This is a genomic window from Sphaerisporangium sp. NPDC049002 (genome assembly GCF_040649355.1).
Classification (GTDB): Bacteria; Actinomycetota; Actinomycetes; order Streptosporangiales; family Streptosporangiaceae; genus Sphaerisporangium.
On sequence record NZ_JBEZFH010000007.1, the window covers coordinates 54558 to 78686 of the forward strand.

20 protein-coding genes are annotated in these 24129 nt (G+C 70.7%); 12 read left to right on the plus strand and 8 right to left on the minus strand.

Features of this window, described 5'->3' with window-relative positions:
• Positions 1 to 12: 12 nt before the first annotated feature.
• The 3 genes from AB0B89_RS03145 to AB0B89_RS03155 all read right to left on the minus strand — a co-directional run bounded on the left by AB0B89_RS03145 (position 13) and on the right by AB0B89_RS03155 (position 2887).
• Entirely contained in the window at positions 13 to 237 is a 225-nt protein-coding gene (locus AB0B89_RS03145; RefSeq protein WP_358547307.1) for a hypothetical protein, read from the minus strand.
• Positions 238 to 407: 170 nt separating this feature from the next.
• Entirely contained in the window at positions 408 to 2036 is a 1629-nt protein-coding gene (locus AB0B89_RS03150; RefSeq protein WP_358547310.1) for a cellulase family glycosylhydrolase, read from the minus strand.
• Positions 2037 to 2341: 305 nt separating this feature from the next.
• Positions 2342 to 2887, minus strand: coding sequence for a GNAT family N-acetyltransferase (locus AB0B89_RS03155; protein ID WP_358547313.1), 546 nt, complete (start codon positions 2885 to 2887; stop codon positions 2342 to 2344).
• A 215-nt stretch (positions 2888 to 3102) separates the two neighbouring features.
• Between AB0B89_RS03155 and AB0B89_RS03160 the strand changes: the two genes are divergently transcribed.
• The 7 genes from AB0B89_RS03160 to AB0B89_RS03190 all read left to right on the plus strand — a co-directional run bounded on the left by AB0B89_RS03160 (position 3103) and on the right by AB0B89_RS03190 (position 12264).
• On the plus strand, positions 3103 to 3714 hold the full coding sequence (locus tag AB0B89_RS03160) for a copper resistance protein CopC (protein WP_358547316.1): 612 nt from the start codon (positions 3103 to 3105) through the stop codon (positions 3712 to 3714).
• Positions 3715 to 4153: 439 nt separating this feature from the next.
• Entirely contained in the window at positions 4154 to 4243 is a 90-nt protein-coding gene (gene kdpF, locus AB0B89_RS03165) for a K(+)-transporting ATPase subunit F (RefSeq protein WP_358547319.1), read from the plus strand.
• Positions 4243 to 5904 carry a potassium-transporting ATPase subunit KdpA gene (gene kdpA / locus AB0B89_RS03170; protein ID WP_358547321.1) on the plus strand — a complete coding sequence of 554 codons (1662 nt, stop codon included), beginning with the start codon at positions 4243 to 4245 and terminating at the stop codon, positions 5902 to 5904. The genes kdpF and kdpA overlap by 1 nt, the downstream gene beginning before the upstream one ends.
• The gene (gene kdpB / locus AB0B89_RS03175) at positions 5904 to 8051 is read left to right on the plus strand and encodes a potassium-transporting ATPase subunit KdpB (protein WP_358547323.1); all 2148 of its coding nucleotides are present in this window, start codon (positions 5904 to 5906) and stop codon (positions 8049 to 8051) included. The genes kdpA and kdpB overlap by 1 nt, the downstream gene beginning before the upstream one ends.
• On the plus strand, positions 8052 to 8930 hold the full coding sequence (locus AB0B89_RS03180) for a potassium-transporting ATPase subunit C (RefSeq protein ID WP_358547325.1): 879 nt from the start codon (positions 8052 to 8054) through the stop codon (positions 8928 to 8930).
• 4 nt (positions 8931 to 8934) lie between these two features.
• The gene (locus AB0B89_RS03185) at positions 8935 to 11526 is read left to right on the plus strand and encodes a DUF4118 domain-containing protein (RefSeq protein WP_358547327.1); all 2592 of its coding nucleotides are present in this window, start codon (positions 8935 to 8937) and stop codon (positions 11524 to 11526) included.
• A gap of 120 nt (positions 11527 to 11646) precedes the next feature.
• Positions 11647 to 12264, plus strand: coding sequence for a YcnI family protein (locus AB0B89_RS03190; protein WP_358547329.1), 618 nt, complete (start codon positions 11647 to 11649; stop codon positions 12262 to 12264).
• A 22-nt stretch (positions 12265 to 12286) separates the two neighbouring features.
• Here the strand turns inward: AB0B89_RS03190 and AB0B89_RS03195 are convergent, their stop codons facing one another.
• From AB0B89_RS03195 to AB0B89_RS03205, 3 genes are all read right to left on the minus strand, one after another.
• Positions 12287 to 12556 carry a MerR family transcriptional regulator gene (locus AB0B89_RS03195; protein ID WP_358547364.1) on the minus strand — a complete coding sequence of 90 codons (270 nt, stop codon included), beginning with the start codon at positions 12554 to 12556 and terminating at the stop codon, positions 12287 to 12289.
• A 603-nt stretch (positions 12557 to 13159) separates the two neighbouring features.
• On the minus strand, positions 13160 to 13414 hold the full coding sequence (locus AB0B89_RS03200; RefSeq protein WP_358547332.1) for a hypothetical protein: 255 nt from the start codon (positions 13412 to 13414) through the stop codon (positions 13160 to 13162).
• 306 nt (positions 13415 to 13720) lie between these two features.
• A complete protein-coding gene (locus tag AB0B89_RS03205) occupies positions 13721 to 14281 on the minus strand; it encodes a hypothetical protein (protein ID WP_358547335.1) in 561 nt (186 codons plus the stop codon).
• Between the two features lie 214 nt (positions 14282 to 14495).
• Between AB0B89_RS03205 and AB0B89_RS03210 the strand changes: the two genes are divergently transcribed.
• The 4 genes from AB0B89_RS03210 to AB0B89_RS03225 all read left to right on the plus strand — a co-directional run bounded on the left by AB0B89_RS03210 (position 14496) and on the right by AB0B89_RS03225 (position 20564).
• Positions 14496 to 15491, plus strand: coding sequence for a hypothetical protein (locus tag AB0B89_RS03210; RefSeq protein ID WP_358547337.1), 996 nt, complete (start codon positions 14496 to 14498; stop codon positions 15489 to 15491).
• A 28-nt stretch (positions 15492 to 15519) separates the two neighbouring features.
• Positions 15520 to 16014, plus strand: coding sequence for a CBS domain-containing protein (locus AB0B89_RS03215; RefSeq protein ID WP_358547339.1), 495 nt, complete (start codon positions 15520 to 15522; stop codon positions 16012 to 16014).
• A gap of 143 nt (positions 16015 to 16157) precedes the next feature.
• Positions 16158 to 18815 (plus strand): GNAT family N-acetyltransferase, encoded by a 2658-nt coding sequence (locus tag AB0B89_RS03220; RefSeq protein ID WP_358547342.1) that lies wholly within the window; start codon positions 16158 to 16160, stop codon positions 18813 to 18815.
• A 54-nt stretch (positions 18816 to 18869) separates the two neighbouring features.
• On the plus strand, positions 18870 to 20564 hold the full coding sequence (locus tag AB0B89_RS03225) for a GAF domain-containing protein (protein ID WP_358547345.1): 1695 nt from the start codon (positions 18870 to 18872) through the stop codon (positions 20562 to 20564).
• 31 nt (positions 20565 to 20595) lie between these two features.
• Here the strand turns inward: AB0B89_RS03225 and AB0B89_RS03230 are convergent, their stop codons facing one another.
• On the minus strand, positions 20596 to 21783 hold the full coding sequence (locus AB0B89_RS03230; protein ID WP_358547347.1) for a benzoate/H(+) symporter BenE family transporter: 1188 nt from the start codon (positions 21781 to 21783) through the stop codon (positions 20596 to 20598).
• 92 nt (positions 21784 to 21875) lie between these two features.
• On the opposite strand from AB0B89_RS03230, the gene AB0B89_RS03235 reads away from it, so the two are divergent.
• Positions 21876 to 22394: an XRE family transcriptional regulator gene (locus AB0B89_RS03235; protein ID WP_358547349.1), complete on the plus strand. Its 519-nt coding sequence runs from the start codon at positions 21876 to 21878 to the stop codon at positions 22392 to 22394.
• A gap of 70 nt (positions 22395 to 22464) precedes the next feature.
• Here AB0B89_RS03235 and AB0B89_RS03240 read toward each other — a convergent pair whose 3' ends face one another.
• On the minus strand, positions 22465 to 23823 hold the full coding sequence (locus AB0B89_RS03240) for a HAMP domain-containing sensor histidine kinase (RefSeq protein WP_358547352.1): 1359 nt from the start codon (positions 23821 to 23823) through the stop codon (positions 22465 to 22467).
• Between the last annotated feature and the right edge of the window lie 306 nt (positions 23824 to 24129).

Below are 24129 nucleotides of genomic sequence, written 5' to 3' on the forward strand. Positions count from 1 at the left end.
CCCGCTCGGTGGTTACTTGGTGCTGTCGGCCAGGTCGACCAGCGCGGTGGCGGTACGGAAGAACTTGTTGCGCCCCATGTCGCCGACCGTGTTGATCCGGAAGGCCTCCTTGAGGAGCTTCGCGTCGCCCTCGCTCACCCCGGCCAGCGCGGACACAGGGGCCTTGACAAGTTCCGTGAGGCTCTTGTCCTCGTATTCTTTGTCGAGCAGTTTGGACAAATCTGCGATAGTCGGCATATATCCCCCAGTGATGGCACCGCCCGGCTGGAGCGTCGGGCACTGAAGACTTTCCCCGTCGAAATGCATGGCACGGACATCTACCGACATGACCCAGCAAAGACGCGGAGATGACGGGGGGTACGGCCGCGCGGGCCGTACCCCCTCGTACCCCCTCGTGCGCCCTTACGTCAGGGAGCGGTGCAGGTGTAGGCCGACGGCACCTGGGTGTTGCCGTTCGGGCGGCTCGCCTGGAAGCCGAAGGACGTGGACGCGCTGGGCGCCAGCGACCCGTTGTGGCCGGCGTTCCGCGCGGTCACCTTCTGCCCGCTGATCGTGAAGGTCGCGTTCCAGGATCCCGTGACCGTGTGGCCGGCCGGGAGGGTGAAGGTCACCGTCCAGCCGGTGATGGCGGCGGTGCCGGTGTTGGTGACGGTCACCGGCTGGATGACGTAGCCGTTGTCCCACTGGCTCTGGGTGGTGGCGGCGACCCCGCACCCCGTGGTGCCCCCGCCCCCGCCGCTGGTCGTGGTGAAGGTGACCAGGCCGGAGTTGCCGGAGAGGTTCCCCGCGCCGTCGCGGGCGCGCACGTACACCTGGTACTGCGTGCTGGGGGACAAGCCGGTCAGGGTGATCGAGTTGGTGGTGGACTGGCCGAGCTGCGGGTCGGTGGCGCCCTGCTCGCGGTAGACGTTGTACCCGGCCAGGCCGGACCCGCCCGCGTCGGTGGAGGCGGTCCACGACAGGGTGGCGCCGGTGGAGGTGATCGCGGACGCCGCCGGGGTGCCCGGGGTGGTGGGCGGCGTCGTGTCCGTGGTGCCGCCGGTGTAGATGGCCGCCTGCTTGGACGTCGACGCGATGCCGTTCGCGCCGTTGAAGATCCGCGTGCCCCATGACGTGAGGCTGCTCGTGTTGAAGTTGTTCACCATGTCGAGATAGGCGACGTCACTGCTGTTGCCGCTCCACGACCAGCCGATATAGCCGACCCCGCGCGCCTGCGCCTGGGCCATGATCGTGTCCTCGTCCGGGTTGCCGTCGGAGTGGTTGAACCCGAACTCGCCGATGACCAGCGGCAGCCCGGCCGTCTGGAAGCTGTCCAGGTAGCTGTTGATCTCCGCCGCCGTGTCGAAGACGCCGTACATGTGGATGGAGAACACGGTGTTGCGCTGCGGGTCGGCGTTGAACACGCTCGCCGCGGTGTCCCGCATGGTGAAGGCCCAGTCCTGTCCCCAGTTGGGCGCGTCGACCATGAGCAGGTGCTGGAACCCGGCGTTGCGCATGCGGGTGATCGCGCTGGTGGTGGCCTGCGTCCAGTTTGGGGTGACGCTGTTGTTGCCGACCGGCTCGTTGCCGATGTTGATGACGACGTAGTTCTCCTGGCCGGTCAGCGCGCTCTGGACGCTGATCCAGTAGTTGACCGCCGCGTCCAGAGTGACCGCGCCGCTCTGCTCGCCGTATCCGGTGGTGTCGTGGTTCTCCAGCACGCAGATCAACCGGTTCGCCTTGCACTGCGCGACCACGTTGGCCACGTCACTGGCGCTGTTGGCCGTCCATCGCCCGCCGCTCAGCACCACGCGCACCGTGTTGGCGCCGAGGGACTTGATGCCGGCCAGGGAGGACGTCGTCTGGGTGGGGTACCAGGCGTGCGGGTGGCTCGCGCCGCGCATGACGAAGGTGCTGCCGGCGGCCTCGACGATCTTCGTGCCGTTCACGCGGAGCCCCACCGCCGCCTGCGCGGGCTGCACCGCGACGAGCGTCGAGAGCACGAGGGCGAGCAGTGAGAGGACCGCCGCCTCCGCCATCCGTAGTCGCTTTCTCATGGGTCACCTTTCTTTTTGGGGTTCATTAACCGGTTAAGTCGCACGGCGAGCGCCGGGGAGATCGTCGGTTGCGGGAGCGCGCCCATCGTCTGCGGATTCGACGGACATGTACAGCGCGTGCCGGCCGCGTGGGCGGGCCGTACGGCGTGAGCGGCGCGGCGCGAGCCAGGGAGGCGCTCGCGACATCGGAAGACGCGGCCGTCCCGGAACGGGCGGGCCGTCAGCGGGCCGCTTCGGGCCGGTGAATCCGCTGAAACTTTCAGCTTCCCGCGCGGGTCACCGGTGGTGCGACGCCTCCCGCGCGGTCAGAGGAGGCGGGGTGCCTCGCGGGCGTCCCCCGAACGGCTCCCGGCGTTCAGAGGCATCTCCAGCAGCTGGCCCGGCCAGTCGCCGACCATGAACGTCTCGGACCTGGTGAATCCCTGGCCCTCGTAGTACTTGACCAGGCGGCCGTCACCACCGGCGTAACAGTCGACCCGCAGCAGCGACACGCCGAGCTCGACGGCCTCCTGCCTGGCGCGCCGGAGCAGGGCGGCGCCCACCGCGTGCCCGGCGAACGCCTGGTCGATCACGAGCGCCTGCACGTACAGCTCGGGCTCGGAGGCCGGGGCGATGTAGGAAATCGGCGCCCCGAGCACCGCGCATCCGGCGGGCCGGCCTTCCACCTCGGCGATGCGCATGCCACCGGAGGCGGCGTGGGCGGTGACCAGCTCGACGCGGGCGGGGTCGGACGAGAACGGCTCGCCGCCCCACTGTCCGGTGCGGCCCTCGGCGGCCAGCCACGCCACCGCGCTGTCGTACATCGCCAGAACCGCCGGGACGTCCTCGGCGCGACCGCTGCGGATCCTCACGCCACGGATCCTAAGGGCCCCGCCCAGACCACGCCCATCCCGGACGGCCCGCCGACCGGGCTCATCCGACCGGGCTCATCCGACCGGGCTCATCCGACCGGGTCCAGCCGGACGGCCCGCCGACCGGGCTCATCCCATGTGTGAGACGATTCTGAGCGTCCTGCACGCCAATATGGCTTGCCGGCCGCGCCTCCGGGTCACCTTGGAGTTCGTCAGTGAGATTCCCCGTCATCCGAGCGCTGCTGGCGCTCTTCCTGGCCGGTGTGGTTCTCGGCCTCGGCGCCCAGCCCGCTCTTGCGCACGACAGCCTCAAGAGCAGCTCACCGGCCAAGGACGCGACCGTCTCGCGGCTCGACCAGATCGAGCTGGAGTTCAGCGCCCACGTGAGCTTCCCGGTGGTCGTCCTGCACGACGCCGCCGGGCGGCGCTTCGAGTCCGGTCCTCCGCGTACCGACGGCCCGAAGGTCTTCGAGAGCGTCGCAGGCCCGCTCCCGCCCGGCGGTTACGTCATCGCCTGGCGCGTCGTCTCCTCCGACGGGCACCCCGTGGAGGGAGAGATCCCGTTCACCGTCCAAGGCTCGCAGGCGGGGACGGCCGCACCGACGGGAGCGCCGGCCGGGGGGAGCACCGCCCCGGCATCGGCGCCCGCCGACCCGGAGCCACAGGCGGGCGTGCCCGTATGGGTCTGGGCGGGCCTCGGCCTGCTCGTGATCGTCGGAGCGGCGGTCCTCCTCGTCGGGCGCGGGTCGCCCCGGACGGATGAGGAGGCCCCGGTCGGCCACGACCCCGCGCCGGATTCCACGCCGGACGGCGAGCGGGAGCCGTGACGGCGCTTGGACGTCTCGGCCGGCGAGCCCAGTACCTGGTCCGCAGCGACAAGAGCGGCGGGACCGCCGTGCACAGACCGTCCGCGCTGCGCAAGAAGACCTGAGATCAGGGATCCTTGGGGCCTCCTTGGTCCCCTATCTCCACAGGGGGCGGGAACGTGGCCCGTGCTTGACGCGCATACGGGCATGCCGTGAGGCGCGTGAGGCACCCGGCGTAGGGATCGCGTCAAGATTCACCTTTGCGGCGTATGGAAGCCGTCAAGACCCACCAACAGCCTCAAATCACGCGATTTGCTGACTATGGAGACCGCCCGACCTGGGCGGTCGGAAGCATGTTCGTCCGGATTTGAGGAGTGGGGATGGCTGACGTCATCTTCGTTGCCCTGACGATCGCGATATTCGTGGTCATCGGGTTCGTCGTCAAGGCGGTGGAGCGCCTGTGAGCGCTGCCAACGCCGCCGGGCTGGTGGTCACCGCCGGCCTGGTGATCTTCATGGTCGCGGCCCTGCTGTTCCCGGAGCGCTTCTGATGTCGACCGCCACAGCGGGGATCCTGTTCATCGGATCCCTCGTCCTCGCCCTGGTGCTGACGCACCGTCCGCTGGGCGACTACATGTACCGCGTCTACAGCAGCGCGAGGCACCTGGCGCCGGAGCGGGTGATCTACCGGCTCGTCGGCGTCCAGCCGGACGCCGAGCAGCGGTGGAGCGTGTACGCCCGCAGCGTGCTGGCCTTCTCGGCCGTCTCCATCCTGTTCCTCTACGCCTTCCAGCGTCTGCAGGACAAGCTCTTCCTGAGCCTCGGCTTCACCGCGGTCCCCGACCACATCGCGTGGAACACCGCCGTCAGCTTCGTCACCAACACCAACTGGCAGGCGTACTCGGGCGAGTCCACGATGGGCCACCTGGTGCAGATGTCCGGCCTGGCCGTGCAGAACTTCGTGTCTGCCGCCGTCGGGATGGCCGTCGCGATGGCGCTGGTCCGCGGGTTCGCCCGCAAGCAGACCGAGAACCTCGGCAACTTCTGGGTCGACCTGGTCCGCGGCACGGTGCGCATCCTGCTGCCGATCGCCTTCGTCGGCGCGATCGTCCTGGTGGCGGGCGGTCTGATCCAGAACTTCTCGGGCGTCCACGAGGTCGCGAGGCTCGCCGGGGGCACCCAGGGCATCACCGGCGGCCCCGTCGCCAGCCAGGAGATCATCAAGGAGCTGGGCAACAACGGCGGCGGCTTCTACAACACCAACTCCGCCCATCCCTTCGAGAACGCCAGTAGCTGGACGAACTGGATCGAGATCTTCGCGATCCTGGTGCTGCCGTTCGCGCTGCCCCGCACGTTCGGCCGGATGGTAGGCGACCGGCGGCAGGGCTACGCGATCGTCGCGGTCATGGGCATCCTGGCCTTCTCCAGCGTGGCCCTGCTCACCGGGCTGGAGCTCGCGCACAACGGCACGGTCCCGCAGGCCGTCGGCGCCGCGATGGAGGGCAAGGACGTCAGGTTCGGCGTCGCCAACTCCGGCACCTTCGCCGCGGCCACGACGTTGACCTCGACCGGCGCGGTCAACTCCTTCCACGACTCGTTCACCGCCCTCGGCGGCATGGTGACGATGGCCAACATGATGCTGGGGGAGGTCGCGCCCGGCGGTGTGGGTGCGGGCCTGTACGGCATGCTCGTGCTCGCGGTGATCACCGTCTTCGTCGCCGGCCTCATGGTCGGCCGCACGCCCGAGTACCTCGGCAAGAAGATCGGCGCCCGAGAGATCAAGCTGGCGTCGATGTACTTCCTGACCACACCCGTGCTCGTGCTCATAGGCACGGCCCTGGCCATGGGATCGCCGACGCAACGGGCGAGCATGCTGAACGGCGGGCCACACGGCCTGTCGGAGGTGCTCTACGCCTTCACCAGCGCCTCCAACAACAACGGATCGGCCTTCGCCGGACTGACCGTGAACACCCCGTGGTACGACACGGCGCTCGGCCTGTGCATGGCGTTCGGGCGCTTCCTGCCGATCGTCTTCGTCCTCGGCCTGGCGGGCTCGCTGGCCAGGCAGGCACCCGTGCCGGCGTCGGCGGGCACGCTGCCCACGTACCGGCCGCAGTTCGTCGGCATGGTCGTCGGTGTGACGATCATCCTCGTCGCGCTGACCTTCCTCCCCTCCCTGGCGCTCGGGCCGCTCGCAGAAGGAATCTCGTAATGGCAACCCCAGTGCTCCATGCGCCGGGCCGTACACCCGCGCCGGACAAGAACGGCAAGGTGGGGGGCGGCCTGCTCGACCCCAGGCAACTCGTCACGTCCCTGCCGGACGCGCTGCGCAAGCTGAACCCCGCGACGCTGTGGCGCAACCCGGTGATGTTCATCGTCGAGATCGGCGCGGGCTTCACCACCGTTCTCGCGATCACCAGCCCTTCGATCTTCGCCTGGTCCATCGTGGTGTGGCTCTGGCTGACCGTCGTGTTCGCCAACCTCGCCGAGGCCGTGGCCGAGGGCCGGGGCAAGGCGCAGGCCGCCACCCTCCGCGCCGCCAAGCGCGACACGATGGCGCGCCGGCTCACGGGCTGGCGGGCCGGCCAGAACGTCGTCTCGTGGGACTCCGTGGGAGCCCCCGAGCTCAGGCAGGGCGACTTCGTGATCGTCGAGGCCGGAGAGATCATCCCGGGCGACGGCGACGTGGTCGAGGGGATCGCCAGCGTGGACGAGTCCGCCATCACGGGTGAGTCCGCACCGGTCATCCGCGAGTCGGGCGGCGACCGGTCGGCGGTCACGGGCGGCACCAAGGTGCTGTCGGACCGCATCGTCGTACAGATCACGCAGAAGCCGGGCGAGAGCTTCATCGACCGGATGATCGCCCTGGTCGAGGGCGCCAACCGCCAGAAGACCCCCAACGAGATCGCGCTCAACATCCTGCTCGCCGCGCTGACGATCATCTTCCTGGTCGCCACGGCGACCATGCAGCCGCTGGCCATCTACTCCAAGGCGGTGAACCCGGGCTTCCCGGACTCGCTCGCCCTGACCGGGAACGGCGTCACCGGCATCGTGCTGGTGTCGCTCCTGGTCTGCCTCATCCCGACGACGATCGGCGCGCTGCTGTCGGCCATCGGCATCGCGGGCATGGACCGGCTCGTCCAGCGCAACGTCCTCGCGATGAGCGGCCGCGCGGTCGAGGCCGCGGGCGACGTCAGCACCCTGCTGCTGGACAAGACCGGCACCATCACGCTCGGCAACCGGCAGGCGTCGGAGTTCGCGGCGGTGCCGGGCGTCACCCCGGACGACCTGGCCGCCGCCGCGCAGCTCGCGAGCCTCGCCGACGAGACCCCCGAGGGCCGTTCCATCGTGGTCTACGCGAAGCAGGCGTACGGCCTGCGGGAACGCAAGCCGGGGGAACTGGCCCACGCCGAGTGGATCCCGTTCACCGCCCAGACCCGGATGTCGGGCGTGAACGTGGACGGCCGCCAGGTGCGCAAGGGGGCCGCCACTGCGGTCATGAAATGGGTGCGCGACCACGGTGGCCACCCGACCAACGAGGTCGGCGACCTGGTGGACGGCATCTCCGCCTCGGGCGGCACGCCGCTGGTGGTCGGCGAGGTGCTCGAAGGGAAGGCCCGCGTGCTGGGGGTCATCCACCTCAAGGACGTCGTCAAGCAGGGCATGCGCGAGCGGTTCGACGAGATGCGCAAGATGGGCATCCGTACCGTGATGATCACCGGGGACAACCCGCTGACGGCCAAGGCCATCGCGACCGAGGCGGGGGTCGACGACTTCCTGGCCGAGGCGACCCCCGAGGACAAGCTGACCCTGATCCGCAAGGAACAGCAAGGCGGGCGGCTGGTCGCCATGACCGGCGACGGCACGAACGACGCCCCCGCGCTCGCCCAGGCCGACGTCGGGGTGGCGATGAACACCGGGACCTCGGCCGCCAAGGAGGCCGGGAACATGGTCGACCTCGACTCCAACCCCACCAAGCTGATCGAGATCGTCGAGATCGGCAAACAACTCCTGATCACACGGGGAGCGCTGACGACGTTCTCCATCGCGAACGACATCGCCAAGTACTTCGCGATCATCCCGGCGATGTTCGCCGCCGTGTACCCCGGCCTCGACGCGCTCAACATCATGCGCCTGGCCAGCCCGCAGTCGGCGATCCTGTCGGCGGTCATCTTCAACGCCATCATCATTGTCGCGCTGATCCCGCTGGCGCTGCGCGGCGTCAGGTACCGCCCTTCGAGCGCCTCCAAGCTGCTCAACCGCAACCTCTACGTCTACGGTCTCGGCGGCATCGTCGTCCCGTTCATCGGGATCAAGATCATCGACCTCGTCATCCACTTCCTTCCGGGGATGTCATAAATGGAACGCCTGCCAAGCTGGATCCGCCAGCACCTGGCCGCGCTGCGCGCGCTGCTCGTGCTCACCCTGGTGACCGGGGCGATCTATCCCCTCGTGGTCACCGGCATCGCCCAGGCCGTGTTCAACGACAGCGCCAACGGCTCGCTCGTTCAGAAGGACGGCAAGGACACGGGCAGCTCCCTCGTCGGCCAGAGCTTCACCGACGCCTCAGGCGACCCGGTGAGGAAGTACTTCCAGAGTCGCCCCTCGGTGGCCGGCGACGGGTACGACATGCTGTCCACCGCCGCCAGCAACCTCGGCCCCGAGGACATCGTGGACACCCTCGCGGTGCCCGGGGCCAAGGACGCGGAGGGCGCCCCCGACACCGGCAAGCGGAGCCTGCTCACCCAGGTCTGCGCCCGCAGCAAGGCCATCGGCGACCTGGAGGGCGTCAGCGGCGCGCGGCCGTACTGCACGGCCGACGGGGTGGGCGCGGTGCTGAAGGTCTTCCCGGCCGTCGGCACGCCGGCCCGGGCCGTCAGCGTCAACCAGGCGTGTCCCACGGCGCCCTTCGTCGCCCGGTACAGGGGCGTGAAGGTCGAGTGCGGGAAGCCCGGCGAGGACTACGCGGCCGGCCGTACGGTCGCGGTCAGGGGCTCGGCGAAGGCCGTCGTGCCTCCCGACGCGGTCACCGCCAGCGGCTCAGGCCTCGACCCGGACATCTCCGTCGCCTACGCCCACCTGCAGGCCAACCGGGTCGCCAGGGAACGCGGCCTCACGCCGGCCCAGGTGGGAAGCCTGATCGACGAGTACACCACGGGCCGGAGCCTCGGGTTCATGGGCGAGCCCGCGGTGAACGTCCTGCGGCTGAACCTGGCTCTCGATCGGCTCAGGGGATAGGGCGATGAGCGGGGCGCGCGGCCGGCTGAGGATCTATCTGGGGGCGGCTCCCGGGGTCGGCAAGACCTTCGCGATGCTCTGCGAGGGGCACCGGCGCGTGGCCCGCGGGACCGACGTCGTGGTCGGGTTCGTCGAGACCCACGGCAGGCCCCGTACGGCCGCGCAGGTGGACGACCTGGAACTCGTCCCCCGCAAGACCATGGTCTACCGGGGGACGAGCTTCACCGAGCTCGACACCGACGCCGTCATCGCGCGACGGCCGAGGCTGGCGCTGATCGACGAGCTCGCGCACACCAACGTGCCGGGCTCGAAGAACACCAAGCGCTGGCAGGACATCGAGGAGATCCTCGACGCCGGGATCGACGTCGTCTCCACCGTCAACATCCAGCACCTGGAGTCGCTCAACGACGTCGTCCACCAGATCACCGGGGTCCCGCAGCGGGAGACCGTCCCCGACGAGGTCGTACGCCGGGCCGACCAGGTGGAGGTCGTCGACATGGCCCCGGAGGCGCTGCGCCGCCGGATGGCCCACGGGAACATCTACCCGCCTGAGAAGGTCGACGCCGCCCTCTCGAACTACTTCCGGGTCGGCAACCTGACCGCGCTGCGCGAGCTGGCCCTGCTCTGGGTGGCGGGCAAGGTCGACGAGCAGCTCGACCGCTATCGCGCCGACCACGGCATCGCGGGCACGTGGGAGGCCCGCGAGCGCGTGGTGGTGGCGCTGACCGGCGGCGCGGAGGGCGGCACGCTGGTGCGGCGCGCCGCCAGGATCGCGGCCAGGACCAAGGGCGCCGACCTGCTCGCCGTCCACGTGACCCGCTCGGACGGCCTGAGCGGGACCGACCCCGCGAACCTGACGCGCCAGCGCACGCTGGTCGAGAGCCTCGGCGGCACGTACCACCAGGTCGTCGGGGACGACGTGCCGCACGCCCTGCTCGACTTCGCGCGGGGGGTGAACGCCACCCAGCTCGTGCTCGGCGCCTCGCGTCGCGGCAGGGTCGCCCAGCTGTTCTCCCGGGGCGTGGGCGTCACGACCACGATGCTCTCCGGGTCCATCGACGTTCACATGATCACCCATGCCGAGGTGAGCGGGCGCGCCCGGCGGGTCAGGTCGCGCGCCGCGCTCACGCGCAGGCGCCGGTTCGCGGGCTGGGCGATGGCCCTGCTGCTGCTTCCCGTCCTCACCGCCGCGCTGTTCCCCTTCAGGGACGCGCTGTCGTTGCCCAGCGAGATCCTGATCTTCCTGCTGATGGTGGTGGGCGTCGCCCTGGCCGGGGGGATGTGGCCCGCCGTCACCGCCGCGGTCGCCGGCTCGCTGCTGCTCAACTACTTCTTCACCCCGCCCGTCGGCCGGTTCACCATCGCCGACCCCGAGAACCTGCTCGCCCTCGGCGTCTACGTGCTGGTGGCCATCATGGTGAGCGCCGTGGTGGACCTCGCCGCCCGCAGGACCCGCGAAGCGGCCCGCGCCGGCGCGGACGCGGAGGTGCTGTCCACCCTGGCGGGGCACGTGCTGCGCGGGGACGCGGCGCTGCCCTCGCTGCTCGCGCGCCTGCGGGAGATCTTCGGCCTGTCCTCGGTGACGCTGCTGGAACGGGCGGCGGAGCCGAGCCCGGACGACCACTCCGAGCCCGAGGCCTGGCGCATCGTGGCCACCTCAGGCGGCGAGCCCTGTACGGCCCCGGGCGCCGCCGACTCCGACGTGTCCATCGACGACGAACTGGTGCTGGCGGTGCGGGGACGGCTGCTGGACGCCTCCGACCGACGGGTCTTCGAGGCATTCGCCGCCGAGGCCGCCATCGCGCTGCGCCAGCAGCGGTTGCGAGAGGAGGCCGAGCAGGCCAGGCCGCTCGCCGAGGCCGACAAGATGCGCACGGCCCTGCTCGCCGCGGTCAGCCACGACCTGCGGACGCCGCTGGCCTCGGCCAAGGCCGCCGTGGAGAGCCTGCGGAGCACCGAGGTGCGGTGGAGCGAGGAGGACCGGCACGAGCTGCTGGCCACCGCTGATGAGTCGCTGGTCAAGCTGGACCGGCTGGTGGCCAACCTCCTCGACATGAGCCGTCTCCAGGCGGGGGTGCTGGGGCTCACTCCGCGGCCGGTCGCGGTCGAGGAGGTCGTCCCCCGCTCCATCGACGACCTGGGGCCGCTCGCGGACCGGGTGGAGGGCGACATCTCCGCCGACCTCCCGGAGGTCGTCGCGGACCCGGCGCTGCTGGAGCGGATCCTGGTCAACGTGATGACGAACGCCGTCCGCTACAGCCAGGCCGAGGCGAAGGTCCTCGTCACCGCCAGCTCGCACGGAGGCCAGGTCGAGATCCGCGTCATCGACCGTGGTCCCGGCATACCTCCCGAGGCGCACGACCGCGTCTTCATGCCCTTCCAGCGCCTGGGCGACCGTGACAACCACACCGGCGTCGGCCTCGGCCTCGCGCTCTCCCGGGGTCTGGCCGAGGCGATGGGCGGCGCCCTCGTCCCCGAGGAGACCCCCGGCGGAGGCCTCACGATGATCATCACCCTGCCGGTCGCGTCGCACGCACCCGCCGCGGCCGCCGGGCAGGGCCCCACCGCTGACGAGCCCGCCGTCGCCCTGCCGTGACCGGGTCCTGGGAGAGGAGCGACCAGGTCAGGTCCGACGTGACGTCGGGCGCCTCCTCCGGGCTCCCAGAAACGATCGCAGCCGGTTCCCACTGACCGAATTTCGGTGGACTATGAGACGATGCGAGGGACCAAGATCGGCTTCCGCGTTCCCAACGAGCGGGACAAGGCCAGGACGACCAGGCTCGAAGTCCAGTTCCCCACCGATCACCCGCTTCCCTTCGTCTCGGTCAGGCCGGTTCCCGGCTGGGACGTGAAGCTCACCAAGGGCAAGCTGCCCAAGCCCGTGGTCTCCGACGACGGGGACAAGGTCACCGAGTCCGTACTCAAGATCACCTGGACGGGCGGGAAGATCGAGCCGGGGCAGTTCCAGGAGTTCGAGGTCTCGGTCGGCCCGCTGCCCAAGGACGTGGACGAGCTGACCTTCCCCACCATCCAGACCTACTCGGGCGGTGAGGTCGTCAAGTGGGCCGACGCGCCCAAGGCCGACGGGTCCGAGCCCGAACACCCGGCCCCAGTCCTCAAGCTGGTGGCCGCCACCGAGGATGACGGCCACTCGGACATGGCCTCCGCCACGCCGTCGGCCGCCGCTCCGTCGGTGACCCCGATCGCGGAGGCCTCATCGGGCACGCCCGGCGACTCCGACGGTACGGCCAGGCTGCTGGGTGCCTTGGGCATCGTGATCGGCCTGCTCGGGGCCGTGATCGGCGTGGCCGGACTGCGGCGCTCGCGCGGCTAGAGGGCGCGGCGGGCGAGACGGGTCACGTGCTCGGGAGCTCGCGAGCACGCTGCAGCTCGGCGTTGATGCGCAGGGCCTCGGCGAGCTGGTCCTCCAGGATGATGATGCGGCAGGCGGAGTCCAGCGCCGTACCTTGGTCGATCAGTTCCCGGGCCCTCGCGGCAAGGCGCAGTTGGTAGCGGGAGTAGCGGCGGTGGCCGCCCTCGGAGCGCTGCGGTGTGATCAGCCTGGCGGTGTCCAGGCTGCGCAGGAACGCCGGCGTGACGCCGAGGATCTCCGCGGCGCGGCCCATGCTGTACGCCGGGTAGTCGTCATCGTCGAACTTGTCGTCGTGGCTGCTGTCGGATGTGTCGCCGGCCGAGGCCGGATGCGTTTGCTCCACTAAACCTTCCGGAACGCGAACAGGGGCCCCGGTGCCGAAGTGCACCGGGGCCCAACGAGGTTCAACACCATCTACCGGCCATTCGGCCGGCTTGTCGTTTCCGCGTCAGCCGCCCTGTGGAGGCGGGGACGCGGGGATCGCTTGTACGTGACCGTAGACCACCTTCCCATCCGTGGAGCTGCGGCACCCGCGCGGCGGAACTCAACCGGCGACGGGCGATCCTGATGGCGCCTAACACTCCCTTCTGCTTCTTGACGTCATTTCAAACGTCGGCGGCCCCTTTGGCTGCCCAGGCAGCGGATCCACGGCCCGAGCCCTTCCACTGCACCGGCCCCGGCACGTCCGATCTGCGCCATTCCATTCATCCAGGCAGTTCGTCTCTGCCTTGGCTCGTGGACTTGTCCTTAGCGATGACAGGAACTCTATCGTCGATGCCGCTCAATGTCTACATCAAGCACTGCAGATTTTAGGAGCGCCCCACAGAAGGTTCATGGTCGGGGGACCGGCCATGGCTCACCGGGCCGGATCGTCTCGGTCACGCCAGGGCCGGCTCGCGCGCGCGGCCACCTGGACCTGTCGCATATGCGCGTCGAAAGCCGCGAGGACGTCGTCGATGGTCATGTTGGGTGTGGTCCACTCGCCGCACGAGCACGCCCCGAACGAGAAGGGCGCCAGCCGCTCGATGGCGGTCAGGTCGTCGTACTCCTGCAGCTGGTGGGCATCGCGGTCAACCAGCGGGTCGAGCCTCCAGTGCGGCATGCCGCTCATCACCAATCTCCTGTCCGGCCCGGCAGCGAGGCCGGCCAGGCGTCGGGTACGTCTGGCGCAGGCCCTTCCACCCTGATTTTGCAGCGTGTGGCTCCAGGTTGATACAAGCCGCTTGCGGGCGCCGCCGGTGTCACCTCGCCGGTCGCGGCGAGTCGCGGAGCCCGGCCGCTGTCGCGTCCGTCAGGGCGTTCACCTCTTCGGACGTGAGCTCGCCGCCGCGTCCGTAGTCGGCGGCGAAGCGGTCCTCGCCCAGCGGGAGTGACTGACCAAGGTAAGACCGCCCCCGTCTCGACCTGAGCGGCCAAGTCAGGATTTGCCGTCGCCGTCCGACACCAGTGCCCTCGCGCGTTCGGCGAACGGACCCCCATGCCAGGGCCGCCCCAGCTCGTCCAGACCCGTCTCCAGTGTGGCGCGCGTCGAGAGGTCCGGGAGCAGAGCGGGGGCCGAGGCCGGAGGTGCCGCCCGATGCAGTGCGGCGAGCATGTCGAGCACCAGGCCGCGCTCGTCTGATGAGAGCGCCTGGCCGAAGTCGCCGGGTGCGCCGTCCACGAACGGGAAGACGCTGACGGCGTACCGCGACCCGAGCCGTCGCAGGGTCTCGCCGGCAGCGGTTCGCAGCGGTGCCACGACGAAGTCCAGTTTCCCGTGGTTCCGCAGGTCGAAGGCGGTGTCCATCGCGCGGCCCAGCCCATCCCAGGCGTCCGCCACCCCTGCCCCGTACTGGACCTTCCGCGTCAGGTCGGCCACGGTGACGAACCAGCGCCATCCCCGGGCGTCGAGCGCGGTCCAGTGATAGTCGCCGAACCCGACCGGCGCGTACGCCAGCGAGACGGCGTCGACGTCCCACGCGCACAAGGCGCGCCGCAATTCAGGCTCCGCAACGCCGTCCAGTCGATCTCGCACCCCGCGAGGCTAACCACCGAGAACGCCCCTCCGCATCTCGGTTCCGGCCGGCCGTACCGGCTCCCGGTGGGGCCCAAGGTCCCGCCGCCTCGGGACTTTCATCGCTGACCACGCGCGACGCCGGCGGGCACACTTGCTGTGGAGGCAGTTCCGGACCGAAGCACGGAACGGGAAGGCAATGAACGCTCACACAGCCGGCGAGATCTCCGACACGTTGCACACCGCCGTCGAGGCGGCCGTCTGGGCGCCTTCGACGCACAACACCCAGCCGTGGTCCTTCGCCGTCTCCGGGGACGAGATCAGCCTGCGCGCGGACCCGGACAGGAAGCTGCGCCTCGCCGACGCGACCGGCCGCCAGATGCTGATCAGCTGCGGCGCGGCGCTGTTCAACGTACGGATCGCCCTTCGTTCGCTCGGCTGGGAACCCGAGGTACGGCGGTTCCCGGATCCGGACCGCCCGCTCCTGCTGGCCACGATCCGGCCGCGGGAGGGCGTGGAGGCCGACGAGCAGACCCTGTCGCTGTACAGAGAGGTCGAGCGGCGCCGCACGCATCGCGCCGGGTTCACCACCGCGCGTGTCAGGGAGCAGGTGACAGAGACGCTGATGGCCCAGGCGAGCACCGAGGGGGCCCGCTTGATGCCCATCCGGTCGGAGGTCGAGGCCCGCGTGCTGGCCGCGCTCACCAGCGCCGCGCAGGACGTCCAGTCCCAGGACCGCATGTTCGGCCTGGAGTTGATCCGCTGGGCCCGGCCTCCCGGCAGCACCCGCAGGGACGGCGTGCCGGCCCACGGCTACCCGATCACCCGGAGGCGTACGTACCCGCAGCATTTCGCCCAGCGGGACTACGCCTGGGGGCACACCTGGGGCAGCGAGGGCGAACAGCGCAGGTCCACGGCGACCGGGCTCGTGGCCATGCTCACCACGCCGGGCGACTCCCGGCACGACTGGCTCGCCGCCGGCCAGGCGTTGCAGCGCACCCTGCTCCGCGCCTCCGCCTGCGGGCTCAGCGCGGCCTTCCACACTCAGGCGCTGGAGATGCCCGAGTTGCGGGAGTTCATCCGCGACCATCTGTGCTCCGGCGCGTTCCCACAGATGATCATGAGGTTGGGCTTCGTGCGGGACGGGGCGGGAAGCGTCCGCCGGTCGTGCTCGGAGGTGCTGGAGGAGCGCTGATCGCACGCGCCGGCAGCTTGGAGGAGCCATGAACGTCGACACGATGACGGCGGCCGATGTGATGAGCCGGGTACTGGTCACGGTCAGGCCGGACGAGTCGCCCCTGATGGCCTGGGAGCTCATGCGCAGGGGAGGCGTCCACCACCTGCCCGTGGTCGACGCCCGGCTCCACGTGCTCGGCGTTCTGAGTCGGGAGGACATCGCCTCGCACTGGTCCGGAGGGCCGGCCGAGCAGTCGGACGAGCAGGTCCGGACGTTGCTGGGCGGCCGCAGGTGCCCGCATGTGGCACCGGACTCGCCGATGCCCTGCGTCGCCGCCGCGATGGTGGACTCCGGGGTCGACGTGGTGCCCGTGATCGGCACATCGGGGAACCTGGAAGGTCTCGTCACCTCCACCGATGTGCTCCGAGCCGTCGCCGGACGCCGCACGCCACCGGGCGGAGCCACCGAGATGGCCGTGGGACTGTTCCGCCTGGAGCCTGTGCTCCCACCGAAGCCATCGAGGGCACCTGAGGACATCTGAGGACATCCGCCGGCGCGCGCGAGGGCCACGGCCGCCCGTACTCGGAGCCCGGCGTGTGGAAGATCCATCCAGGGACGAGGGTCCCTCGCCGGAGGGCACTTCGACTCTGTGGGCCCCTGGGGCATCGGCGGAATCTTGGAGCCATGACACGATCTCTGCCCGAAGAGTGCGACGTCCTGCTGCGTGACGGCGGTATCGCTCACATCCGCCCCCTGCGTGACTCCGATCGGGCCGCGCTTCACGACCTGGTCGACAGGTCGTCCGAACGCTCCACCTATCTGCGGTTCGCGACCGGCGGCACCGCCACGGCCCACGCCTACATGGACCGCATGACCGGGCCTGGCTACCGGGGTCAGGCGCTGGTGGCGCTGGTGCGCGGACGGCCGGTCGGGGTGGCCGAGTACGTCGGCGATGACGCCGGCGAGCAGGCAGACCTGGGAATCCTCATCGACGACGAGACGCACGGCCACGGTCTGGGCACGGTGCTGCTGGAACACCTCGCGCTGAACGCGGCGGAGAACGGCGTCAAGGAACTCGTGGCGGACGTGCTGGCCGAGAACGGGCCGGTGATCCAGATGCTGAAGGACACGGGCCTGGAGCTGCGGCGGAGCCATCTCGACGGCTGGGTGAACTTCCAGATCTCCACGGCGACCAGCGCGGGGCTGTTGACCAAGATGGACGCCCGCGAGCACGAGGCCGAACGCAACTCGCTGGCCGGTGTATTCGCCCCACGATCGGTGGCGGTGATCGGAGCGGGCCGCGACCCGGCCGGTGTGGGGCACAGGGTGCTGCGCAACCTGATCGACGGCGGCTTCCCGGGCGCGCTCTACCCGGTCAACCCCAAGGCGACCGAGGTGTGCGGCCTGCGCGCGCACCCCGGCCTCGCGGCCGTCCTGGGTCCGGTGGACCTCGCCGTGATCGCCACCCCCGCCGCCACGGTGGCCGGGGTGGCCCGCGACTGCGCCGCCCACGGAGTGCGCGGTCTGGTCGTGGTGAGTTCGGGGTTCGCCGAGGCGGGCGACCGTGACCAGGAGTCCGAGCTGGTCAGGATCTGCCGGGAGGCGGGGATGCGCCTGGTCGGGCCGAACTGCCTGGGCATCGTGAACACCGCCGCCTCGCTCAACGCCAGCTTCCTCCCCGGCCGGCCGAGGGCCGGGAAGCTGGGACTCATGTCGCAGTCCGGTGCCGTCGCCGCCGCGTTGATCGACCGTGCCGCCGAGATCGGCCTCGGCGTCTCCTCGTTCGCCTCGGTCGGCAACAAGGCCGACGTCAGCGGCAACGACCTGCTGGAGTACTGGCAGGACGACCCCGTGACCGAGGTCATCGCGCTCTATCTGGAATCCTTCGGCAACCCCCGAAGGTTCGGCCGCATCGCCCGCCGGGTCAGTGCCACCAAGCCGGTCCTGGTGGTGAAGAGCGGTCGCAGCGCCGCCGGTGAGCGTGCCGTACGGTCGCACACCGCCGCGGCCGCGACCCCGGACGCCGCGGTGGACGCGCTCCTGCGCGCCTCGGGCGTGATCAGGGAGGACAGCGTGCGGGACCTGCTGGACACCGCCCGGCTGCTCGCCGCCCAGCCGCTCCCCGCCGGCGGGCGGGTCGCGATCGTGGGCAACTCCGGGGGACCGCAGGCCATGACCGCCGACGCGTGCGAGCAGCGGGGCCTTGTGGTCCCCGAGCTCTCCCCGGCCACGCGGGAGGCCCTGCGCGCCCGGCTGCGTACGGCCGCGGCGGTCGGCAACCCGGTGGACGTGACCGCCGACGGCGAGGCCGGGGAGCTCGCGGACGCGGTGCGAACGGTGCTGGCCGATCCGGACGCCGACGCCGTGCTGGTCGTCTACACCCCGCCGTTCGGCTCGGGGCTGACCAGGACCCGGGAGGCGATCGCCGCCGCCGCCGAGGGAGCGGGCAAGACCGTGCTGGCGTGCGTGCTCGGACATGACGGGATGATCGGAGCGAACGTGCCGAGCTATGCCTTTCCCGAGCAGGCCGTACATGCCCTCAGCCGCGTCGTGGAGTACGCGACCTGGCGCTCGCGGCCTGAGGATCCGGCCGTCGAGGTGCCCCCGGCGCAGGCCGCGTCCGCACGTGAGATCGTACGGGCCGACCTGGTGGACCATCCCGACGGCCGCTGGCTCGACCATGACACGGCGGCCCGGCTGCTCGGGTGCTACGGCATCCCGGTGGCCGAGTCGGTGCCGGTCGACGGAGCCGATTCCGCCGGTGAGGCCGCCGCCCGGCTCGGCCTGCCCGTCGTGCTCAAGGCCACCGGGCCCGACCTCGTGCACAAGAGCGACGTGGGCGGCGTCCAGGTGAACCTGCGCGGCGCCGAGGAGGTACGGCGGGCCTACCGGGAGATGCGGGAGCGCGTCGGTCCGGCCATGACCGGCGCCCTGGTGCAGCACATGGTCACCGACGGTGTCGAGATGATCGTCGGTGGGGTGGCGCACGAGACGTTCGGGCCGTTGGTCATGGTCGGCATGGGGGGAGTGACCGCCGAACTGCTGGCCGATCACGCCTTCCGGGTCCCGCCGATCAGCGACGCGGACGCCGCCCGGATGCTGGGCGAGCTCCGATGCGCACCGCTGCTCAGGGGCTACCGGGGCCGTCCGGCGGCGAACGCGGAGGCGTTGCGGGCGCAGATCATCGGGGTGGGCCGCCTCATGGACGACCTTCCCGAAGTGGCGGAGCTCGACCTCAACCCCGTGATCGTCACACCCTCCGGCGCGGTCGCCGTCGATGTGCGCGTGCGGTTGGAGCCCGCCCGGTCCCGTCAGTCCCCGTTCCGCCGCAGGCTGCGCTGAAGGCCGCCGATGCGGTGTAGGGGCCGGACCGGACTTGGTGTCAAACTCCCTGGTATGACGGAGAACAAGCCGCGTTCGCTTTTCCCGCACATGCGGCTGGACGAGTTGCTGTCGGAGCTGCAGACGCGGCTGGAAGCCGTGCTCGCCACCCGTGACCGCGTGCACGGCCTGCTGGACGCGGTCGTCTCGGTGGGGAGCGACCTCGATCTGAAAACCGTCTTGCACCGGATCGTGGAGACCGCCACGACCCTGGTGGACGCCAGTTACGGGGCGCTCGGAGTGATCGGCGACGGCAACACGCTGGTGCAGTTCGTCCCGGTGGGGCTGAGCGAGGAGGAGATCGCCCGCATCGAGCACTGGCCGCACGGCCTGGGGCTGCTCGGGCTGCTCATCAAGGAGCCCCAGACTCTGCGGCTGGCCCATATCTCCCAGCATCCCGAGTCCTACGGTTTCCCCCCGGGGCATCCGCCGATGGGCAGCTTCCTCGGCGTGCCGGTCCGGGTGCGGAACGAGGTGTTCGGCAACCTCTACCTCACCGAGAAGCGCGGAGGCGGTGAGTTCGACGAAGAGGACGAGGCGATCGTCGTCGCCCTGGCCACCGCCGCCGGCGTGGCCATCGAGAACGCCCGGCTGTACGAGGAGACCCGTCGTCGCGAGAGCTGGCTGGAGGCCTCCTCGGAGGTCACCACCCGCCTGCTGTCGGGAGCCGAGCCGCAGGAGGTGCTCGCGTTGATGGCGCGGCGGGCCCGTGACATGGCCGACGCCGACGTCGTGGCACTCCTGCTCCCCGGCGACGACGCGGACACCCTCCGGCTCGTCCTCGAAGACGGCGAGGACGAGAAGCAGTACAGCATCGCGGAGGTCTCCGGCGCCCTCGCCGGAAGGGCCTTCGTGACCGGTGAGGCGCTCATGGTGGACAGCCCCGCCGAAAGCGACGTCCTCATCGCCTTCGCCCAGCCCGTCCCGGTCGGGCCGGTGGCGGCCGTTCCGTTCGGCGCTCCGGGTGCCGTGCGGGGTGTGCTGTCCCTGGGAAAGCGACCGGGACGCAGTCCCTATAGCCACTCCGAGCTGCGCACCCTTCACGCCTTCGCCGGGCAGGCGGCCGTCGCGCTGGAACTGGCCGAGACGCGCAAGGACGCCGAGCGGCTGGGGTTGCTGGAAGATCGCGACCGGATCGCCAAGGATCTTCACGATGTCGTCATCCAGCGGCTCTTCGCGGTGGCCATGACGCTCATGAGCGCGGTCCGCCTGGTGGAGCGACCGGAGGCCTCCGCCAGGCTGCAGAGCGCGATCGACGAGCTCGACGGCACCATCCGTCAGATCCGCTCCACCATCTTCGCCCTCACGACCCCCAGCCGGCCGGGCGCGCCGAGCCTGCGTGCCCAGATCGTGGACGTCGTGGAGGCCGCGCGCGGCCACCTCGGATTCATGCCGGGGCTGAACATGGAAGGCCAGCTGGACAACGGCGTCCCGCCGGAGATCGCCGAGCAGGTGCCGGCCGTGCTGCGCGAGGCGCTGTCCAACGTGGTGCGCCACGCGAAGGCCTCCCGCGCCGACGTGACGACCCGTACCCACCAGGGATGGCTCACGGTGATCGTGGAGGACAACGGGGTCGGACTGCCGGCGGAGGGGAGACGCAGCGGCCTGCGCAACCTCGAAGAGCGCGCGGACCGGCTCGGAGGGTCGTTCGAGATGAACACGCCCGCATCCGGAGGCGCCCGCCTGGAGTGGCGGGTGCCGCTCGCCTGACGCCGGCGGGCTCACCCAGGCAGCGGCCGGTTCATCGCAGGGCCGTCTGAACTTCCCTCTCCTTGACCGGTGCGGTCCTCCTCCGGTGCAGGAGCATCATGAGGCCTCCCGCCGCGAGCCCCCAGAACGCGGCGCCCACCCCGAGCAGCGTCAGCCCCGACGCGGTCACCACGAAGGTCACCACCGCCGCCTCCCGGCCCTCGGGCTCGGCCACGGCCGTGGTCACCGCCGAGGCGAGCGCACCGATCAGGGCCAGGCCGGCGACGGCCTCGATGAGCACCGGCGGGGACAGGACGACGAGCGCGGTCGCCAGGCCCGCCCCGACGCCCAGGACGATCATCGAGCCGCCGGCCGCGACCGACGCGATCCACCGGCGGCCCGGGTCGGGCTCGGCGTCCGGCCCGGCGGCCAGCGCGGCGGTGATGGCCGCCAGGTTCACCGCGTGGCCGCCGAAGGGTGCGCCGAGGACGCTGGCCAGGCCGGTGCCGGCGAGGATCCCGCGCAGCGGCGGATGGTAGCCGTAACCGGCCAGGACCGCCATGCCCGGGATGTTCTGCGAGGCCATGGTGACCAGGAACAGAGGCAGCGCGATGCTGACCATCGCCGAGGCGCTCCACGCCGGGACGGTGAGATCGACGACCGGCCGTACGTCCACCGCGCCCAGCCCCGGCCCCGCCACGGTGATCGCCCCGATCGCGACGAGCAGGGCCCCGGGGATCGCCCACTTGCGGGCGAAGCGGCTGAGGAGCGCCCAGGTGAGCACGACGGGACCGGCCATCCACGGGATCTCGCCGAGCGCCCGCGCCGGAGCCACGCACAGGTCGAGCAGGACCCCGGCCAGCATGGCACTGGCGATCGGGGCGGGGATGGCCGCGATGCGGCGGCCCAGCGCGGGGAACAGGCCCGCGGCGACGACGAGCAGCCCGGAGACCATGAACGCGCCCACCGCGACGGGGAACCCGCCCTCCACGGCACCGGTGGACACCAGCAGGGCCGCGCCCGGGGTGGACCAGGCGATGGTGATCGGCAGGCGCTGCCGCACGCTGAGCACGATGGCCACCACGCCGTTGGCCACACACAGCGCGAGCAGCCCCGACGCCGCCTGCGCCTGGTCGGCTCCCACGGCCCGGAGCCCGGCCAGTACCACGGCGAAGGAGCTGGCGAAGCCGACGAGCGCGGTCACCACGCCCGCCAGCACCGGTTGCAACAGGCGCGTCATGCCAGGATCCCCTCGGAGGTGTTCCGTATACGGAACGGCGTCGTCCTGGCACCATAGCCTCATGGAACGCGCCTCCGAAAGCCTTTTTCATCGTGAACGCTGATGCGTCCGACATTGGACAGCGAATCCGCAGGTTGCGCCAGGAACGCGGCATATCGCTTTCTGAGCTCGCCCGGCGCGCCGGGGTCGGCAAGGCCACGCTGTCCGGGCTGGAGAACGGCACCCGCAACCCGACGCTGGAGACCCTCTGGGCGGTCACGGCCCAGCTCGGCGTCCCGCTGGCGGTCGCGCTCGGGCCGAATCCCCTGGTTCAGGGCACCGCGGTCCACGGCGTGCTGCTCCAGGTCTTCCAGGACGAGGCCGTGACCTACGAGCTCTACCGGCTGGTGATCCAGACAGGGGCCACGCAGATCTCCCCCGCCCACCACCAGGGGGTGACCGAGCACATCACCGTCTTCTCCGGGACCCTTGAGGCGGGCCCCGTGGACTCACCCCTGCTCGCGGGGCCCGGCGAGCACATCACCTGGTCGTCGGACGTCCCGCACAGCTACGCCGCGATCGGCGGCCAGGACGTCCACGCCAGCCTCCTCATGCGCTACCCCCACCGCTGACCTCCGGCCACTCCGCGGACTCCGCACCGGCCCGGCCCCTGGTCCGCCGTGACGTCACCGCGTCGGAGTTTCAGGGCTGATCGACGGCGGGCAGGCGAAGGACGAACCGCGCGCCTTTGGGGGAGTCCTCGATCAGAAGGGTTCCGTGGTGGGCGTCGGCGACCTCGCGGCAGAGGGCGAGGCCGAGTCCGCTCCCCTTGGGGTCGCGGCGCCGGGCGTCCTTCAGGCGGGTGAAGGGCTCGAAGACGCGTTCACGATCTTCTGGTGCGATGCCGTCGCCGTCGTCGGTCACGGTCACCACGGCCTGGCCGCCGGAGCCGCCGACGGTCACCTCGACTCGGGTGGCGGCGTGCCGCTGCGCGTTGACCAGCAGGTTGCTCAAGAGCCCGGTCAGGTGCAGCGGGTTGCCCATGACCTTCACGTCGTGGTCGACACGGGCGCGCACCGGCACGCCCCGGATCCGGGTCGCCACCTCCTGCCTCACCAGCGCGCCGAGGTCGACCGGCTCGTGCGGGGCGGGGACGGCCGTCTGGATGTGGGCGTACATGAGCACTTCGTTGATGATCGCCTGGCACCGCTCGGTGGTCGAAAGTGCGGTCTGGATGGTGCTGCGCGGATCCATCTCGCCGGGGTACAGCAGCGCCTCCTCCAGTTGCGCCCGCAGGCCGGAGATCGGGGACCTGAGCTCGTGGGTGACCAGGGAGGCGAAGTGGCGGAGCTGGTCCACCGCCGTTTCGAGCTGGGCGAGGTTCTGGTTGGAGGCGCGGGCGAGCTGCGCGATCTCATCGCGACCGGGAGGCTGGGGCACCCGCTGGCTCAGGTCGGTCACCGTGATCTCGGACGTCTTCTCGCGGATGGCCTTGATCGGACGCAGCGTCCGGCCCACGACCATCCAGGTCGTCCACGCCGCGAAGGCCGTGGCCAGCAGGGCTCCGGCGCCGGCGTAGAGCTCCAGATGGTGCTCGGCGAGGCTCAGCGGCTCACGCGTACCGGCGTAGACGAAGTGAGGTTCTCCGCCCCAGAGCTGGCGGGCGACCTGGGGAGGGACCCGGATCGCGGTGACCAGGACGCACCCGTGCCGCGTGGAGCATTCGACGCGATCCTGGATCCGGTCGTCGACGGAGGGCTGGTCCGAGCTCAGAGGAGGGCTGCCCGCAAGCGGTGCGCTGGCCTGCACCACCCGGCCTTGGGAGTCGACGAGCTGGAGAAGGTTGACCTCGTTCGTCGGGGTCGGCCGCGTGTTGCCTGGCTGCATGGCCGCGATCCAGTCCGTGGCCACGCGCTGCGTCTCCAGGAAGGTGATGGCCTGGGTCCTGAGCCGGATCGTGTAGTCGAGGCCGAGCCCGATCAGCGTGAAGGCGACCAGGGACAGCACCGCCGTCGCGATCGTGTACCGTGCCCGGATCGAGGACGGCCGAAGCCGCGGCATGAGCCCGCGAATCATGGTGCCCCCCAAACGATCTCATCGCACGTGAATGCGCAGGTCAAGACACCTATTCAACCTCATCCGCCAGACAAAGCGGACATGGGCGTCGAGTTACCGGCGGCCTCCTGCCTCACCCCGCCCAGGGGCCGAGGACGTCCATGACGTGGACTTATGCCAATTCGGTATAGATCCGAACGTTTCCGTCTTGGATGCCATCAAACGACGACGCGCGACTGCCCGTCGCACCCAGCACACGTCCGGAAGGCTTCACCATGCCCACCCAGCATCGTCGACGCGCCACCCGCGGCC

Bases quoted from the DNA above. Each gene is read 5' to 3' on its own strand.
- AB0B89_RS03185 (WP_358547327.1), top strand. From the start codon at position 8,935: ATGAGCGGGGCGCGCGGCCGGCTGAGGATCTATCTGGGGGCGGCTCCC.
- kdpB (WP_358547323.1), top strand. From the start codon at position 5,904: ATGGCAACCCCAGTGCTCCATGCGCCGGGCCGTACACCCGCGCCGGAC.
- AB0B89_RS03220 (WP_358547342.1), top strand. From the start codon at position 16,158: ATGACACGATCTCTGCCCGAAGAGTGCGACGTCCTGCTGCGTGACGGC.
- kdpA (WP_358547321.1), top strand. From the start codon at position 4,243: ATGTCGACCGCCACAGCGGGGATCCTGTTCATCGGATCCCTCGTCCTC.
- AB0B89_RS03230 (WP_358547347.1), bottom strand. From the start codon at position 21,783: ATGACGCGCCTGTTGCAACCGGTGCTGGCGGGCGTGGTGACCGCGCTC.
- AB0B89_RS03200 (WP_358547332.1), bottom strand. From the start codon at position 13,414: ATGAGCGGCATGCCGCACTGGAGGCTCGACCCGCTGGTTGACCGCGAT.
- AB0B89_RS03180 (WP_358547325.1), top strand. From the start codon at position 8,052: ATGGAACGCCTGCCAAGCTGGATCCGCCAGCACCTGGCCGCGCTGCGC.
- AB0B89_RS03190 (WP_358547329.1), top strand. From the start codon at position 11,647: ATGCGAGGGACCAAGATCGGCTTCCGCGTTCCCAACGAGCGGGACAAG.
- AB0B89_RS03150 (WP_358547310.1), bottom strand. From the start codon at position 2,036: ATGAGAAAGCGACTACGGATGGCGGAGGCGGCGGTCCTCTCACTGCTC.
- AB0B89_RS03195 (WP_358547364.1), bottom strand. From the start codon at position 12,556: ATGGGCCGCGCCGCGGAGATCCTCGGCGTCACGCCGGCGTTCCTGCGC.
- AB0B89_RS03240 (WP_358547352.1), bottom strand. From the start codon at position 23,823: ATGCCGCGGCTTCGGCCGTCCTCGATCCGGGCACGGTACACGATCGCG.
- AB0B89_RS03145 (WP_358547307.1), bottom strand. From the start codon at position 237: ATGCCGACTATCGCAGATTTGTCCAAACTGCTCGACAAAGAATACGAG.
- AB0B89_RS03225 (WP_358547345.1), top strand. From the start codon at position 18,870: ATGACGGAGAACAAGCCGCGTTCGCTTTTCCCGCACATGCGGCTGGAC.
- AB0B89_RS03215 (WP_358547339.1), top strand. From the start codon at position 15,520: ATGAACGTCGACACGATGACGGCGGCCGATGTGATGAGCCGGGTACTG.
- AB0B89_RS03210 (WP_358547337.1), top strand. From the start codon at position 14,496: ATGAACGCTCACACAGCCGGCGAGATCTCCGACACGTTGCACACCGCC.